The sequence below is a fragment of the Gilliamella sp. LMG 34361 genome (genome assembly GCF_984569075.1).
On record NZ_OZ474903.1, the window covers coordinates 1,816,735 to 1,832,674 of the forward strand.

The window sequence follows — 15,940 nt, forward strand, 5'->3', positions numbered from 1 at the left end:
AAATGACCTTACTGACTATTAGCTGATGGTTCAAATTTGGTAGAGCGTTTTTCAATACGAGAAATAACTCGTTGACTTAAAACTGATATCACTAAATAAACAAGCATAGCAATAAAATACCATAAGAAAGGTTGGTTGGTTCTTGCAACAATTGTTTTGGTTTGCATCATTAAATCATCAATCGCTATTGCAGATACAAGGGCGGTATCTTTTAATAAAATTAACCATTGATTACTCAAACCAGGTAATGCATGGCGCCACATTTGCGGCATTATTATGCGGAAAAAAGTACGAGATTTACTAAGACCTAATACTTGAGCTGCTTGTTTTTGCCCACTTGGTATCGCTTTAAATGCTCCACGTAAGGTTTGTGATGCATAAACGGCATAAAGTAAGGATAAAGCAAAAACACCGCATAAAAATGGATCTGGTTGAGTATTTTCAATATTCATTTTTACGGTAAATGATGTAAAGCCAAATGGAATGGTAAAACCATCATCTAATGCCATCAATAACAGCGGTAAACCGGTATAGATTGCCACCACAATTAATAATTCGGGTAAAGCTCGAATAGTTAAATTAAATAGTGACATTAACCATGCAACAGGTTTGAAAGGTACTGATTCTAAAATAGTAAAAATGAACGCAAAAAACATGCCGACAATTAACGATACAAAAGCTAATGATAACGTTATTGCGGTTGCTTTAGTTAGCGGCAAAATATACCCATCCATAGAAGAGAGTAACCAGTCGATACCGTGTACAAAAAAGTCTGACATAAAAAAACCGTAATTAAATTAAAAAAATAAACTCGCCGCAGAGTATGCGGCGAGATCTCAATATACAGATTTTAGTAAATAATATTATTTACTAAACCATTTTTTATAAATAATATCTAATTCACCATTTGCTTTTAATTTATCAATTGCTTGGTTGAATTGTTCAAGTAATTGATCATTGCCTTGACGTAAAGCGATACCTAAGCCTTCACCGAAGAATTCATGATCGGTAATTTTGTCACCCAAAGCAACAATCTCAGCATCCTTACCTAACCATTCTCCAGCAACAAATGAGCTTGAAACAATGGCATCAATACGTTTTGCTTTTAAATCTAGAAAAGCGAATTGATAGCTGTCATAACTTACTGCTTTGACATCAGGGTACTTTTCATTTAAGTATTTTGAATACGTTGTACCTTTTTGAATACCAACTTTTTTACCTTTCAATTGATCGAGACTGGTTAATGAGTCTTTCAAAGTAATAAATTGAATTGAGCTGTCATCATAGTAGATTTTAGTAAACGCAACTTGTTTTTGACGCTCTGGAGTAACATCAATACCTGCAATTGCCGCATCAATTCGACGAGTTTTAAGGCTAGGAATTAAACCATCAAATGATTGATTAACAATTTTGCAAGATACTTTCATTTCTTCACAAAGCTTATTCATAACGTCAATATCAAAACCAACAATTTCATTTTTATCGTTAGTAAATTCGAAAGGCGCATAAGTTGCTTCGGTACCAATAGTTAATGTTTCTGCTGCTTGAGCTGCAAAAGCAGAGCCTGCAAGTAAAATAGCTAGTAATGTTTTTTTCATATTTCCACCCAATCTGGTTTTAATTAATGTTAGTGTGATAGATAAGCTTTAAACTCTTCGGTTTTTGGATGAGCAAAACACTCAAGTTGTCCCTGCTCAATAATCTTACCTTGTTCCATGTAAATCACTTGTGAAGCAACTTTACGTGCAAAATCGACTTCATGAGTAACAATAATTTGTGTAATTCCGGTTTGTGACAGTTCATTAATAATCTCGGCAATTTGTGATGTAATTGCTGGATCTAATGCCGCTGTTGGTTCATCAAATAGCAAAATTTTCGGCTCCATCATTAATGCTCTAGCAATCGCAACACGTTGCTGTTGGCCTCCAGAAAGATGGAGAGGGTAGCGATGAGCCATTTCATCAATTTGTAGACGAATTAAAATTGATATCGCTTTATCACTTGCTTCTTTTTTTGATAGCTTTAGAACTTGGCAAGGCGCTTCAATTAGGTTCTCTAAAACGGTTAAATGTGGCCATAAATTGTAATTTTGGAAAACCATGCCAACATTTTTGCGTAATGTTTGAATAGTTGATTCACTTATTTTTTGTGAAAAATCGAAATGGGAATCAGCAATTGTCATTTCGCCTGAAGCTGGGATTTCAAGTAAATTAAATACTTTCAACAAAGAACTTTTACCCGCACCGCTTTGACCAAGTAAAACAATTGTTTCACCTAAAGGGTAACATAAAGAGACATCATTTAATGCCTGATGTTTACCATAGAAACAATTAATATGGCTTAATTCAATATTCATTAGTTTTAGATAAATTGTTTAAATTTTAATTGACTAAATATTACTTTTTTTTGCATAAAAATGCAATCTAAATTATTAGACAACTGTATTTTAGACCGATTTTTATGCTCAAAAACCCCGTTCCTCAATTTTTTTTAAAACATTACTTAATTTTTATTAATTTTCGTTATTAATAATTGGAATGGAAGGACCAAGAAATTTAGGTTCTTTTTTAAGAATGTAGAGATCGATAAAAGCACTAACTCGTGCGAACATTTCTCTCACTCGGACTAATTTCATACTTTTCGGTGCAGGAACTGCAAAACATTGAGCTTGGATCCCTTGAGCTAATGCAATAAAAATTGCTCGTTCACAGTGAAATTTTTGAGTAATAATAGTAAATTTATCAGCATTAAACACCTTATTGGCACGAACAACAGAATCAAATGTTCGAAATCCAGCGTAATCTAATACAATCGACTCCTTTGGAATACCAGCCTTAATCAAATCCTTTTGCATCATGATTGGTTCATTATAATTTAATTTAGCATTATCACCACTTAGTAATAGATAATCGACTTTACCTTGCCAATAAAGATCAATAGCACCATCTATTCGGTTGCGATAAAAGCCATTGATTCCACCATTTTTTACATATTTCGATGTACCTAATACAACACCAATGGTTCGATAGGGAAGTTTGTTTTCGTCATGGTAAATATAAGGTGCTGTTTTGTAGCTTATCCAATAGTCAAGACTAATCACTAAAGTGAATAATAATAAAAAAAAGGCAATAAAATAAGCAATAAGCTTTTTTAACGTCATGCTAAAACCAATCAAAAATAACTATCATTAATGGGAATAAAAAAGGTGCTGTCAATGAAGTCATAATACCACATAATACGAGTGAGAGGGAGCTGTAAGCACCTTCATTATAATCAATTTCAATACAACGCGCAGTACCAACAGCATGTGATACCGCACCGATTGATAATCCTCTTGCTGAAGCCGTTTTTATTTTAGCAAAGTTTAATAATTGATGACCAAAAATGCCACCTAATGTTCCAACAAGTATTACACATAATGCAGCGATAGATTGAACACCACCTTCATTACCGGCAATAGTGACTGCAATGGCGGTGGTGACAGATTTAGGTAATACTGATGCCGCAATTTCTTTGCTACCGCCTAACCATAATGCAATACATACACCTGTCACCATAGAAGCGATAGAGGCAGTAAAGGTAATCATCATAATGGATTTCCAACGAGCCTTTATTTGTGGAATAAGTTCATATAAAGGATAAGCCAAAGCTACGACAGAATAAGGAAGTAAATCGTTAATAATCTTTACATTGTTAACATATTCAATGTAGCTCGTTTTAGTTATTAATAAAATAGGAATTAAGACAATTACCGAAATAACTAATGGATTAAATAGTGGGTTTTTTACTTTAAATGAGATTCTTCGAATGATTAGAAAAACCACAATAGTTAATGGTAGCATCCATATCATGATTGTTTTTCCTTATTGTCAGACGCTTTAGCTACTGGCCTGTGTAAATGCTCAGTTAAATAAGCTGTTAAATATAGGACAATAATCGAACCACCAACACTAGCAAAGATAATCGGTATCCAATTAGCTAAAAGTAACGAATAATTATCCATGATACCCATTGCCGCTGGAATAAAGAGTATAGTCATGTATCGCATGAAAAGATTACAGCTATTTTTTATCCAACAGGTTGGTATTAATTGAAAAGCTAATAAAAAAAACAAAATCAATAAACCAATAATGCTGCCAGGGATCATGATCGGCAATATTGCAGAAACAATATTACCTGCCCATAAACAGAGAGTTAAAATAATTAAGCCTCGACCATAACTAAATAGTGTGTAATATAAAGAATAGAGTCGATGCTTTATTGTTGCATGTTTGGCTAAAAAGTGTTTCATAAGTTAAATGCTAGATGTTTTAAGCTAAAATTTTGGCTGTTTGTTATTGATTGAAAAATGACACAGAACTCCGAACAGAATTATATGATACGCTCCTCAGATTCAATTATCCAACTAAATAATGACAATATTGGTATAGCTGCTTTAATAAGCTCAACTTTTCAGGCTGTTGTATATAAATTTCTGCAAATTGTTCAAGGGTTTGTAAGTAATCTTGAATCTTATGCGGATTTAGTATGTCGCGACAATGATCTTGCCAAATACGCAACTCGTGTTCAGTTAATGTTTGTGGGTAGTTTCTTGCTTTATATCGAAAAAATAATTTTGCTAATCGTCGATCGTCAAAATTTAGAGATAAGCTGTCTAATAAATGGGGGGGAGTAGATCGTATTGTCTCACATTTCAACAGATCTTGACCATTTAAAAAGTTCGCATAGATTTGCGCATCAACATCAATATTATTGTTAGAATATTCATTGTTCACACTAAATAGTTCATACATTTTACTTTGTAGTAGATTTTGGTTTTCTAACAATTTTTGTTGGTTGATTAGGCATTTTGGTTTATCAAGATTGAAACGTTTAGCATTATCAGGTAGAAGAGTGCTCAATGGTGCGACTATTGGGCATTTATTAATATGAATTAATTTCAATGGAATCCGCTGTTCATCAATTTCAAGATCTTCGGTTTTGGTGTAGAGTTTCTCCCGAATAGTTTCAACTGGTAGCGTTATAAGCGAATCAATATCACCGCTGAGATCACAAACAATCACAGCATTTTTTTGCATCGGGTGCCAAGCAATAGGGCTAACCAATGCCATGTTACCACGATGACTACCTAACATGCCTGAAATATGAATGATTGGTGTCATATTGGCAATATCAATAAGTTCGACAACTCTATTTTTATTGCGTAGAGTAAAAAAATAATTGAGTAATTTGGGTTGTGCTTGTTTAATTAACTTTGCCATGGCAATAGTGGCATAGACATCTGACATAGCATCGTGCGCATGTTCATGTGTTATATTGTTGGCTTTAGTGAGGTCTTCTAAGCGAAAACTAGGTAAACCAGAATCATTTGTTGGCCAATTAATTCCTTCCGGTCTCAAAGCATAACAAGCACGTACGACATCAAGTAGATCCCATCTCGAATTACCATTGCGCCAACTATAGGCATAAGGGTCATAAAAGTTGCGATATAAGATGTTGCGAGTAACTTCATCATCAAAACGAATATTGTTGTAGCCTAAGATACAGGTATTTGGTCGGTTAAATTCTTGATGGATTAATTTGGTGAATTCAGCTTCGCAAATACCACTTTGATTCGTTTTTTGGGGTGTTATTCCCGTAATTAGCACGGCTTCAGGATCAGGTAAATAATCTTGAGCTATTTGACAATAAATGATTAAAGGTTCTTCAATAATATTAAAATCACTGTCAGTTCGAATACCAGCAAATTGAGCGGGACGATCTAAAGCAGGATTTATGCCAAATGTTTCATAATCGTGAAAGTAAAAAGTAGGTTGATTTGTGCTGTTTTCCATTATTGTTTTCTGATCTCATCTGTTTATTTATTATTCATCAATTAGATATTGATTTTCTAATTTCAATCTTTTTAGTTTAAATATTTTCTTATTTTTTCACTTGCAACGGTGTACATAATTTTGTTTTTAGTTGTTTCCAGAAGATAAAAAACTAAAATAGCACTTAACGAAAAACTCTTAACATTGTTAGTAAGATTACCAGAGAGTATAGACGATAATTTTAAGTTTAAGGATATCATAAAAAGAGAATATTTAATTCCAATTTCGTTTTAGATGTAAGGGAAATAGCCAATAATTAACAATAGGGATATATTGATCTTTTAATTTAAGCAACGCAAGATTGTTAATATTATAGATAAAGGTTGATTTTTCCTTTAGATATCGGGATATTAACCGTCATGTAGCTAGTAATTAAACTCATCATCAAAATCCATGCAACTCGTAATGCATTTTTTATTGCCCAGATTTTTTAAATAACTTACCATTATTTAAAAATTCCGAGATTAATATGAAAAGAATAATTTTAGTTGGCTTGATTGGCTTTGCGTTATCTGGTTGTGGAGATAGTGAAGATACAAATAATATTGATAATTCAGATAAGTACCAAAAAGATATTGCTAATAAAAATGAACATGTATATTTGAAAATAAAATCAGAAGGTTATTGTACCAGAATAGAATAACGGTAAAAGGAATTAAGTCTAAATTAACCCCCTTAAGGTATTTTTGGGGTTTCCTAAATGAAAAAATAATTACAAAAAAATGGACAACTTTTTGGGGGAGAGGATAAAAAATATTCTCTTCTCCCTTTTATATTTACTTATGCGATTAACTTAATAATAAACCTCAAGTTCTTTTTGAAATATTTTTAACTCTTCTATCCATAATTTAGCATTCATTGTAGTGCTATGACCACTGGTTTTGTTACTTGCTGGAATCAGATAATATTTTGCTGCAACGATATCCTTTAACGCCTTTTCCATTAAACCTGTATTTGGGGGATTTCTTTCATCATCTTCTGAGTTAATAACTAAAATAAAAGCCTTTATCTTAGTTAATCCTTGAGTTGGATCAAAGTTTCTTGCTGCATCCCATTGATATAAAAAATCATTGGCATCTATATTAATACGTTCTTTTAACTTATTTGACAATATTTCTTCTGTTTTTGCTGTATTGTAGGCTCTATTTTGCCAAGCAATATCGCCACCATTAGTTGCTATATCGTAATAATTATAAATAGTTTGGAACTTTTCTGGTTGTTGGCTATAAAAACCATTGTTCCAATCAGGATCATCTTTAATTGAATTAATGATCATCTTTCTCATTATCCAATTTCGACTAGACATTGGCGCAGGGGTTGCAGCCATCGGAACGGCTGCTGTCATGTAATTAGGATACATAGTCAACCATTGCCAAGTATTCATGCCTCCCATTGAATTTCCAATAATAAGTTCAAGATGATCTATGTTTAATCCTTTTTTAAGAAGTTGGTATTGAGCATTAACCATGTCTGAATAATCATAATGAGGAAAGTTGCCTTTCATTCCATCTGAAGGTTTTGATGATTTACCTGTTCCAATTGCGTCAGGTAATATAATAAAATATTTTTCAGCATCTAATGGCATACCTTTATCAAATAAAACATGACCAAAACTGTCATTAAGCATAGAAGTTCCATTGCCATTTGTGCCATGTAAAATTAATACTGGTTTTCCTTTGGGATTGCCGATTGTGATATAATGAATTTTTAAGTTTTTTATAGTGCTACCATCATTAAATTTAAAATTATCAATAATATAATCACCTTCATTTCGGTTGTAGAATTCGTTACAAAATCCTGGGGTAGCGAAGGTTAGAAAAATAAAAAATAGTAGTACTTCTTTTATATTATTCATAAGTGACTCTCTCCATTATAATTATGTTATAAAACATTTGCGCAAGAGATAGGGTAGGAAGGTAAGATTAACGTTGTAGTTTTTTTATAACGTTAGTAAGTATAATAGTTTATTAAATGACAGTTATCCAATAAAAAATCTGTTCATTTATTTTAAATAAACAAAGCTGAAAATGAATAACTATAAAAGAGAATGTATCATTCCCTTTTAATAATGTTTCAACATAGTTGTTTAGTCTTTTGGTGCGCTTTCGATAATATCAGCTAATTTTTCAAGTGTTAGCCTTAAGAACCTTGGCATAGCTTCTATTTCAATTGAATCCATTAAATTTTTTACGTAAAGGCCTAATTCTGTATCACCTTCAACAATTAGTCGACGTTGAAAGAATAAGGTATCAGGATCTTGTCGTCTTGTTGCTATCATGATTAAGTCATTTGCATTACCGATGAAGCTTACATCAGGTATTTCTTCGCGACTAACTACTAGTTTGTTATCAATTAAACTAACAAACCAGATTAATTGAAGGTCAGTAACTTGAATTTTGAGCCAACGATTCTCTAAAAAATCTAGATCTCCATCTTCAAGTGAGTGTTTGAATTGTAATTGTAATAATTGTTCGATAGTTCGTTTTTTTAAGTTGAAGGGGATACATCGTAATGTCATCCCCAACATTTTTGGCGCTTTCTCGACAAATTGTGAATGAATTGTGCTAAGAAATTGATGTTTGTTGCCAATCATTTAGGCATCTCCAGAGATCATTTTCTCATAAATATCTAAATCGGTATTTAGATGCTCAAAAATTTCTTCACTAACTTCATCACGGACTTTCATTTGCAGTAATGCTGTGCGTTCTGCGCCAATCGCGACCAAACGCATGCGCCTTTCAAGGTTTTCGGCTTCAAGTGCTTTTTGTTCCAAATCTTTAAGTCCAGTTCGACGTCTTAACGAACCAATAACGCGGGAACCTACTTCGTGAATGATTTCTTGATCTAATCCTTCTTCAGACGTTTCTTGTAATAAGCTTGCCTGCATTTTTTCAAGACTAATAATCGCTTCTTCTGCCATTTGCCCTTTTACAGTTAATATTTCGTTGTCTTGTTCGGAATTATCTAAAATTACGCTACCTCGTAATAAGATAGGTAACATAATGATAGCGGATATTAATGATATCAATATGATACCTGCGGCTATAAATACGAGTTGATATCGGCCCGCAATAGTTATTGGAATAGACAATACACCAGCAAGTGTAATTGCTCCGCGAACACCAGCGAAAGTTGAAATCCATAAATCACGTGTTGAATATGAACTAAATGCAAGTGGACGTTTTGTGCCAAATGACATTGCCGGCATTTTTTTCATAGCCCAAAGCCAAACAAATCTTGTCCCCATTAATACGACAAAAACGAATAATACAATTAGACATAATTGCCATAATTCAATTGATGTATCAGTTCGGTTTTCAGCAAATGTATTATTTAAAATACTTGGTAGTTGGATACCTAATAGTACAAAAACAAATCCATTGAATACAAAAGTTAACATAGACCATGCACTATCAGATTGTAATCGCGTTGTTAAAGGAGCGTTGCGCATCATTCCAGAGTGGTTAACTGTCATACCTGCACTTACCGCGGCTAAAATACCTGAACAATGACATTCTTCAGCAATTATATAAGCTGCAAATGGTAGTAAGAATAATAATACAATCTGTATTGCCGGGTCATTATTGGTTAACTGGTTTATTTTACGTAATATACGAGCGTATAACCAAGTGAATATAACTCCAACAGCTAAACCACCGATAGCAACTACAAAGAAAGATATACTGATTTGTAATAAGTTGAATTCAAAGACTCCAGCTGCAATTGCGAGTGCAAATTTTAAAGAAACAAGACCAGAGGCATCATTCATTAAAGCTTCACCTTCAATGATTTCCATCTTTTCTTTTTCAATACGTCCTTTACCAACAATACCACTTAAAGCGACGGCATCGGTAGGTGATAATACTGCCGCTAAGGCAAACACAGCTGGCATTGAAATATCTGGTAGCATCCAATGAAGTAAATAGCCTAAAGCAACAATAGATATTACAACAAGAACAAGTGCTAATCCTACAATTTCTCGTACATTATGTACAAAGTCTTTTACTGAGGTTTTACGACCATCGGCAAATAGTAAAGGAGGAATAAATAAAACAAGGAATAAATCTGAATTAAACTCTAAATAAACGCCTAAAGCAGCAAGAATACTGCCAAGTAATATTTGCATCAAAGGTAATGGGATTTGAATTGGTAACATTTTTATAATGACACCGGAAAGTGATACAATTAATACGATTAATAATATTGTTGAAAATAATTCCATAACGACTCTTTTAGTTATCCCATATATAGTTATCTATTATATAGGATTTTTAAAAAATTTCAGGTTAAAATTGTATAAAATTACTTAAATTTTAAACAGTCTCTGCTATTAATCAAAAAAAGTGGCAATTTTATTTACAGGTGTGTTAGATGGAAAATTGGCGAAGAGCATTTGTACTGCATACCAGAACATATAGTGAAAGTAGTTTATTAGTCGATTTATTCGTTGAAGATGTTGGTAAAGTATCCCTTTTAGCTAAAGGGGCTAGGCGTAAACGATCAGCATTAAAAGGGGTTTTACAACCTTTTACTCCATTAATTGTTCAATATTCAGGTCAAGGTGAAATAAAAACCTTACGTCAGGTAGAAGCGATATCGCTTACCTTGCCGCTCGTTTCTGTTTTTCTATATAGTGCCTTTTATTTAAATGAACTATTACATCGAGTATTAGTTGCTGAAACCGAAATCACTACATTATTTGATGACTATTTAACAAGTATACAACAATTAGCTCAACAAGTCCCTGCTGAAAACGTTCTGCGAGCATTTGAGTTGGCTTTACTTGAAAATTTGGGTTATAACGTTGACTTTTTTCACTGTAGTGCAACCGGTGACGATATTGTTGAATCAATGTATTATCAGTATTTATCTGAAAAAGGTTTTATTAGTAGTTTGCTACAAAATAGTACCAGTTTCACTGGTGAACAAGTTTTGGCTTTGGGTAATAGGCAATTTCATAATGCCGATACACTTAAAGCAGCAAAACGGTTTACCAGAATGGCTCTGAAACCTTATGTTGGTTCTAAACCATTTAAAAGTAGGGAGTTATTTTTGAAAATTTAGTATGTTAATCAAATAATTTGATTAACATACTATTATGCCGTTTATTTATAGTGACAGTGTAACTTTTAATTAGTAAAAGTATTACCATATTTTTTTATTTGCTGAAATTTACATTAAATACTCTTAAGATCAAAATCAAGTTTCACTTGATGCGCGAATAACTAACTCTCCATTTACATAAATAGTACGAGTGGGTAATGATATGTTATTGACACGCTGAATTAAGGTTTCAACCGCGGTAAGGGCTATACTAGCCAAAGGTTGCTTATATGTCGAAAGCGGTGTTGAAAGATGACCTGCATAATCAGCATCATCAAAGCTAATCGTAAATAATTTTTGGTTTGGATTTATTCTTTGATTCAATGAGATTAATTGCATTGCCGTAAAGTCATTACCACAAACTACATGTTTAATGTTCAATTTTGCCAATTGATTAATTACTTTTTCATCAATTTGTGGCACTTGAATTATCCAATCATCAATTTTTGTAATACCTGCGTCATATAATGCTTGTTTATACCCAATTATTCTTAAAGCAACGGTATTAGCTGAATCACTTTTTGATACAAATGCTATTTGAGTATTTTTCTTTTCAATAAAATAATTTGTGACAACGTAACCTGCAGCAATGTTATCAATACTAACTAAGTCAGCTTTACCTCGAGAAGGGAAAACACAATAGTCTCTCTCTAACAATATACAAGGAATATTGTAGAGTGCCAGATAATCCATTATTCTTTTATTTATGATATTCGCGTAAGGGTGAAACTCTAAAGGTGTGAAAAATATGCCGTTAATATTATTTTTTGTATAATTAATGATGACTCTTTCTACGTCATTTAAAATAGATTGTATATCCTGACTTTTGGTCAGCATCCCTGCCCATAAAAGAGAAAACTGGCAATTATTGGCTAAACTTGCTATCTCAGAATATAAGCTATCAAGAATCATTCTACTTTCATCTTGTTCTAAACGAGGAGCCAATATTCCAAAAATATATTTGCTTACTTGTTGATCTTTAGGTTGTCTAACATAAAACTTACCACCTTGTTTACCTTCAATGTAACCTTCCGTTTTTAATCTTGAAAATACTTTACTTATTGTTGGCCGGGAAGTCTTATATATTGAACTTAAATCAGATGAAGAGGGAAGGGCACTATTACAATCTAGAATTCCACTTTTGATCTGCAATAATATTTCCTGATAAATCTGCTCACATTTATTTGCCATTATATTACCTATATAACTTTAATTGAATATAACTAGTATGACATAACCATTAAACTTGATAAATTAAATTTTACAAGTTCTTAAAAAAAGTGACTTTGATATCATAAATAATAAAAAGAAATAGATTAATATTGTTAATCTTGTTGCAGATAATTAGACTGAATTTACTCAAAATATATTGTGAAATATTTTTGAGTTTTAGTATTTAAGGAAATTATTATTATAAATCATTTGATTATCCGAGGTGGGTTTATGAAAAAATTCATAGCATCGTTTTTAACAATTACATTCTTTCTTTTTACAAGTTGTTTTCAACTTGTAAATGCTGATGATAAAAAACCTATAAAGTTTGCTTTTATCACTTCAACTTTAAACAATTCATTTTTTACAGCAATATCTGATACATTTTCTGAAATCGCCAAACAAAATGGCGATCAATACATTCTTGTCGATCCTCAATATGATCAAGCTAAGCAAATTTCAATGATGGAAGATGTCATTAATCAAAAAGTTGATATTATTTACTTAATCGCCGTTGATTCTGAAGGTATCCGCCAAGGATTATTGGCTGCAAAACAAAAACAGATCCCGGTAGTGGTGATTGATAATCCTATTAGTGATGATGATTTAGTTGTTAGCACTGTGGCTTCAGATAATTTCTTGGCCGGTAAAATTAATGGTGAACAAATGGCTAAAGATTATCCTAATGGCGCTAAAATTGCTGTTATTGATTGTCCTTTCAACCGTGCTAGCGTTTTAAGAGCTGATGGCTTTTATGCCGGATTAGGCGAAAACAGAAGTAAATTTGAAGTCCTTTCTCAACAAAATGGCAAATGTGCTTTAGAGGTCACCATGCCAATTGCCGAAGATATTATTCAAGCTCATCCTGATTTACAAGCATTTTTTGCCGTAAATGATCCTTCTGCTTTAGGTGTTGTTGTTGCATTAAAAGCATCAAATAAACTTAAAAATGTTAAAGTCTATACTGTTGATGGTTCTCCTGACGGTAAAAAAGCATTTAGCGATGGAGATATAACGTTAACAGTTGCCCAAGCACCAATTCAATTAGCTAAAGAAACCTATAAAGTTGGTAAAAAGGTTTTAGCTGGTGAAAGCGTTGCTAAAGAAATATTAGTACCAACTTTTCCAATTACCAAAGAAATGATTGATCAATATGGAGTAAAAGTCTGGCAGTAATCATTGACTTTAATCAAGTTATATCTATTGAAATCAATAAGGTGATATTTATATGGAACAAGTTGCATTACAACTATCTCATATAGAAAAAAAATTTGCTGGTGTCCATGCGTTAAAAGATATGCACTTTAACCTTAAACAATGTGAAGTTCATGGATTGTTGGGCGAAAATGGCGCTGGCAAATCAACCTTAATCAAAATTATTGGCGGCATCTATAAACCAGATGCCGGTGAAATTAAGATTAATGGTAAAACTGAGATAATTAATGGTATTAAAGATGCACAAGCAAGAGGAATTAATGTTATTCATCAGGAGATTGTCTTAGTTCCTTATATTAGTGTATATGAAAATATTTTCTTAGGCCGAGAACCAAGAACACGCATGGGTTTTAAAGATCATCGTCAAATGATCACCAAAGCCAAAATAATGATGGAAAGCATGGGATTATCGATTGATGTGTTGCGTCCTGTACATGAGTTAACCATTGCACAACAACAACTTATCGAAATCGTCAAAGCTATTTCATTTAACGTTCGTATCTTGATCATGGATGAGCCAACGTCTTCTTTAACTGATAAAGAAGTTGAGCAGCTTTTTATTATGATTAAAAAACTAACCGAACATAACGTAAGTATCATTTATATTTCTCATCGTATGGATGAGTTATTTACTATCACTGACAGAATAACTGTAATTAGGGATGGTAGTTATATAGATACCGTCAATACTAAACAAACCAATATTGATGAATTAGTCAAATTGATGGTTGGGCGTAATTTAAATAATTATTATCAACGTCACTATCAACAAAATGGAGAACGATTATTAGAAGTTAAAAATCTTTCGAAAAAAGGAGTATTTAATAACGTTAATTTTCATTTAAAAAAAGGAGAGATTTTAGGTTTCGCCGGCCTTATGGGGGCTGGTAGGAGTGAAATCATGCAAGCAGTTTTTGGCGCAGATCAATATGATAGTGGTGAAATTTATTTTGACAATCAGCTTGTTAAGCTCAAATCGCCGCAAGATGCTATTGATATAGGAATAGCTTTAGTTCCTGAAGATAGAAAAAAACAAGGTCTTATTTTAGGTAATAGTATCGCATTCAATTTAACATTAACAGTATTGAAACAATTTATGCATGGTTGTTTTGTTAATCAACAAAAACAGAAAGATATCATTCAATACTATATTAATAAGCTCAATATAAAAACCCCAGATGCTGACAAAATTGTTGGTCAGCTTAGTGGCGGAAATCAACAAAAAGTTGTGATAGCTAAGTGGCTAGCAACTAAACCGAAAATCATCATTTTAGATGAACCTACTCGAGGAATTGATATTGGTGCTAAAGCCGAAATTTATCAAATCATTGATGAACTTTGTGCAAGTGGCATGGCTATTATTATGATTTCCTCAGAATTACCAGAAATTATCAATATGTGTGATCGTGTTTGTGTTGTTGCGAATGGACAAATTCAAGGTGAATTATCGCAATCAGAATTAACACAGGAAAAAATTATGAAATTAGCAACAGGGAGAGCTTAAAATGGCTAGCCAATCTATGAAACAATCAGATGATATGAGCTATCATCACTCTACAATAACCAATAATATCATTATTAGAAGTTTCAAAAATTTTATTACTAATAATATAGGGATTTTAATTGCACTTCTATTAATTAGTATCATTTTAAGTTTTGCTAGTCCGGTATTTCTTTCCCAAGAAAATATGCTCTCAGTGTTAAGACAAGTATCCACTAATATGTGTTTAGCGTTAGGAATGACATTAATTATCATATTGGGAGGAATTGATTTATCTGTTGGATCGATTGTCGCTATGGCGGGGACACTCACAGTTGGATTTATTTCAATTGGTGAAATGGGCATTGTTCCAGCTATTCTGTTAGGTTTGTTTATCGGTACTTTATGCGGTGCGGCAAATGGTGTTGCTATTGCTTATACCGGTATTCCACCATTCATCGTTACATTAGCTATGATGATGATCGCTCGTGGCGTAGGTTATATTTATAGTGGCGGCCAATCAATTCGTATTTTTGATGAGAGTTTTACCAGCATAGGTACTGGTTACTTAGGCATGATTCCATATCCAGTTATATATATGTTGGTATTTATTGTTGTTATGTTGGTAGTTGTTAATCGAACTCGTTTAGGTACCTATATTTATGCTCTCGGAGGTAACCGTGAGGCTGCAAGGTTATCAGGTATAGCCATTAAACGTGTTGAAATCATTGTATATACCATTGCTGGTTTTTTAGCTGCTTTCGCAGGAATAGTGCTTGCAGCAAGAATGTATTCAGGACAACCATCAGTTGCACAAGGTTATGAAATGGATGCCATAGCTGCTTGTGTGCTTGGAGGTATTTCGATGTCAGGTGGAATAGGTCGCATTAGTGGCACTATTTTAGGCGTGATTGTTATCGGCATTATTAATAATGGTTTGAATTTATTAGGTGTTAATTCATTTTGGCAATTAGTTGCAAAAGGCGTAATCATCTTTTTAGCCGTCTATGTCGATATGTTAAAACGCAAGAAAGCAAACTAATTTAGGCTAATTTGT

At 32.9% G+C, this 15,940-nt stretch carries 16 protein-coding genes; 5 read left to right on the forward strand and 11 right to left on the reverse strand.

Annotated features, from left to right (window positions below; translation table 11 throughout):
• Positions 1-8 precede the first annotated feature (8 nt).
• From artQ to sbcB, 7 genes are all read right to left on the reverse strand, one after another.
• Positions 9-779, reverse strand: coding sequence for an arginine ABC transporter permease ArtQ (gene artQ, locus AC5LXI_RS08700; RefSeq protein ID WP_493441978.1), 771 nt, complete (start codon positions 777-779; stop codon positions 9-11).
• Between the two features lie 84 nt (positions 780-863).
• Entirely contained in the window at positions 864-1,598 is a 735-nt protein-coding gene (locus AC5LXI_RS08705) for a transporter substrate-binding domain-containing protein (protein ID WP_065612946.1), read from the reverse strand.
• Positions 1,599-1,627: 29 nt separating this feature from the next.
• Positions 1,628-2,356 carry an arginine ABC transporter ATP-binding protein ArtP gene (gene artP / locus AC5LXI_RS08710; protein WP_493441979.1) on the reverse strand — a complete coding sequence of 243 codons (729 nt, stop codon included), beginning with the start codon at positions 2,354-2,356 and terminating at the stop codon, positions 1,628-1,630.
• Positions 2,357-2,512: 156 nt separating this feature from the next.
• Complete coding sequence (locus AC5LXI_RS08715; protein WP_493441980.1) at positions 2,513-3,160, reverse strand: ElyC/SanA/YdcF family protein; 648 nt, start codon at positions 3,158-3,160, stop codon at positions 2,513-2,515.
• A 1-nt stretch (position 3,161) separates the two neighbouring features.
• On the reverse strand, positions 3,162-3,851 hold the full coding sequence (locus AC5LXI_RS08720; protein WP_493441981.1) for a CidB/LrgB family autolysis modulator: 690 nt from the start codon (positions 3,849-3,851) through the stop codon (positions 3,162-3,164).
• Positions 3,848-4,291, reverse strand: a complete 444-nt coding sequence (locus AC5LXI_RS08725) for a CidA/LrgA family protein (protein WP_493441982.1) — start codon at positions 4,289-4,291, stop codon at positions 3,848-3,850. The genes AC5LXI_RS08720 and AC5LXI_RS08725 overlap by 4 nt, the downstream gene beginning before the upstream one ends.
• Positions 4,292-4,397: 106 nt before the next feature.
• Positions 4,398-5,834 carry an exodeoxyribonuclease I gene (sbcB, locus tag AC5LXI_RS08730; RefSeq protein WP_493441983.1) on the reverse strand — a complete coding sequence of 479 codons (1,437 nt, stop codon included), beginning with the start codon at positions 5,832-5,834 and terminating at the stop codon, positions 4,398-4,400.
• Positions 5,835-6,342: 508 nt separating this feature from the next.
• Between sbcB and AC5LXI_RS08735 the strand changes: the two genes are divergently transcribed.
• The gene (locus AC5LXI_RS08735; protein ID WP_493441984.1) at positions 6,343-6,516 is read left to right on the forward strand and encodes a hypothetical protein; all 174 of its coding nucleotides are present in this window, start codon (positions 6,343-6,345) and stop codon (positions 6,514-6,516) included.
• 150 nt (positions 6,517-6,666) lie between these two features.
• On the opposite strand, the gene AC5LXI_RS08740 is transcribed toward AC5LXI_RS08735, so the two are convergent.
• From AC5LXI_RS08740 to AC5LXI_RS08750, 3 genes are all read right to left on the reverse strand, one after another.
• A complete protein-coding gene (locus tag AC5LXI_RS08740) occupies positions 6,667-7,728 on the reverse strand; it encodes an alpha/beta fold hydrolase (protein WP_493441985.1) in 1,062 nt (353 codons plus the stop codon).
• 231 nt (positions 7,729-7,959) lie between these two features.
• Positions 7,960-8,466 carry a ubiquinone anaerobic biosynthesis accessory factor UbiT gene (gene ubiT, locus AC5LXI_RS08745; protein WP_493441986.1) on the reverse strand — a complete coding sequence of 169 codons (507 nt, stop codon included), beginning with the start codon at positions 8,464-8,466 and terminating at the stop codon, positions 7,960-7,962.
• Entirely contained in the window at positions 8,467-10,095 is a 1,629-nt protein-coding gene (locus AC5LXI_RS08750) for a Na+/H+ antiporter (RefSeq protein ID WP_493441987.1), read from the reverse strand.
• Positions 10,096-10,244: 149 nt separating this feature from the next.
• On the opposite strand from AC5LXI_RS08750, the gene recO reads away from it, so the two are divergent.
• Positions 10,245-10,937, forward strand: a complete 693-nt coding sequence (recO, locus tag AC5LXI_RS08755) for a DNA repair protein RecO (RefSeq protein WP_493441988.1) — start codon at positions 10,245-10,247, stop codon at positions 10,935-10,937.
• Positions 10,938-11,072: 135 nt separating this feature from the next.
• Here the strand turns inward: recO and AC5LXI_RS08760 are convergent, their stop codons facing one another.
• The gene (locus AC5LXI_RS08760) at positions 11,073-12,167 is read right to left on the reverse strand and encodes a substrate-binding domain-containing protein (RefSeq protein ID WP_493441989.1); all 1,095 of its coding nucleotides are present in this window, start codon (positions 12,165-12,167) and stop codon (positions 11,073-11,075) included.
• A gap of 252 nt (positions 12,168-12,419) precedes the next feature.
• Between AC5LXI_RS08760 and AC5LXI_RS08765 the strand changes: the two genes are divergently transcribed.
• Genes AC5LXI_RS08765 through AC5LXI_RS08775 form a run of 3 tightly spaced genes read left to right on the forward strand, consistent with a single transcriptional unit; the run spans position 12,420 to position 15,925 of the window.
• Positions 12,420-13,364, forward strand: coding sequence for a sugar ABC transporter substrate-binding protein (locus tag AC5LXI_RS08765; RefSeq protein ID WP_065578758.1), 945 nt, complete (start codon positions 12,420-12,422; stop codon positions 13,362-13,364).
• Between the two features lie 52 nt (positions 13,365-13,416).
• Positions 13,417-14,907: a sugar ABC transporter ATP-binding protein gene (locus AC5LXI_RS08770; RefSeq protein WP_493441990.1), complete on the forward strand. Its 1,491-nt coding sequence runs from the start codon at positions 13,417-13,419 to the stop codon at positions 14,905-14,907.
• A 34-nt stretch (positions 14,908-14,941) separates the two neighbouring features.
• The gene (locus AC5LXI_RS08775; RefSeq protein ID WP_370548254.1) at positions 14,942-15,925 is read left to right on the forward strand and encodes an ABC transporter permease; all 984 of its coding nucleotides are present in this window, start codon (positions 14,942-14,944) and stop codon (positions 15,923-15,925) included.
• Positions 15,926-15,940 lie beyond the last annotated feature (15 nt).

Coding starts and splice junctions, on each gene's coding strand:
- artQ (WP_493441978.1), bottom strand. CDS start 779: ATGTCAGACTTTTTTGTACACGGTATCGACTGGTTACTCTCTTCTATG.
- AC5LXI_RS08705 (WP_065612946.1), bottom strand. CDS start 1,598: ATGAAAAAAACATTACTAGCTATTTTACTTGCAGGCTCTGCTTTTGCA.
- artP (WP_493441979.1), bottom strand. CDS start 2,356: ATGAATATTGAATTAAGCCATATTAATTGTTTCTATGGTAAACATCAG.
- AC5LXI_RS08715 (WP_493441980.1), bottom strand. CDS start 3,160: ATGACGTTAAAAAAGCTTATTGCTTATTTTATTGCCTTTTTTTTATTA.
- AC5LXI_RS08720 (WP_493441981.1), bottom strand. CDS start 3,851: ATGATATGGATGCTACCATTAACTATTGTGGTTTTTCTAATCATTCGA.
- AC5LXI_RS08725 (WP_493441982.1), bottom strand. CDS start 4,291: ATGAAACACTTTTTAGCCAAACATGCAACAATAAAGCATCGACTCTAT.
- sbcB (WP_493441983.1), bottom strand. CDS start 5,834: ATGGAAAACAGCACAAATCAACCTACTTTTTACTTTCACGATTATGAA.
- AC5LXI_RS08735 (WP_493441984.1), top strand. CDS start 6,343: ATGAAAAGAATAATTTTAGTTGGCTTGATTGGCTTTGCGTTATCTGGT.
- AC5LXI_RS08740 (WP_493441985.1), bottom strand. CDS start 7,728: ATGAATAATATAAAAGAAGTACTACTATTTTTTATTTTTCTAACCTTC.
- ubiT (WP_493441986.1), bottom strand. CDS start 8,466: ATGATTGGCAACAAACATCAATTTCTTAGCACAATTCATTCACAATTT.
- AC5LXI_RS08750 (WP_493441987.1), bottom strand. CDS start 10,095: ATGGAATTATTTTCAACAATATTATTAATCGTATTAATTGTATCACTT.
- recO (WP_493441988.1), top strand. CDS start 10,245: ATGGAAAATTGGCGAAGAGCATTTGTACTGCATACCAGAACATATAGT.
- AC5LXI_RS08760 (WP_493441989.1), bottom strand. CDS start 12,167: ATGGCAAATAAATGTGAGCAGATTTATCAGGAAATATTATTGCAGATC.
- AC5LXI_RS08765 (WP_065578758.1), top strand. CDS start 12,420: ATGAAAAAATTCATAGCATCGTTTTTAACAATTACATTCTTTCTTTTT.
- AC5LXI_RS08770 (WP_493441990.1), top strand. CDS start 13,417: ATGGAACAAGTTGCATTACAACTATCTCATATAGAAAAAAAATTTGCT.
- AC5LXI_RS08775 (WP_370548254.1), top strand. CDS start 14,942: ATGAGCTATCATCACTCTACAATAACCAATAATATCATTATTAGAAGT.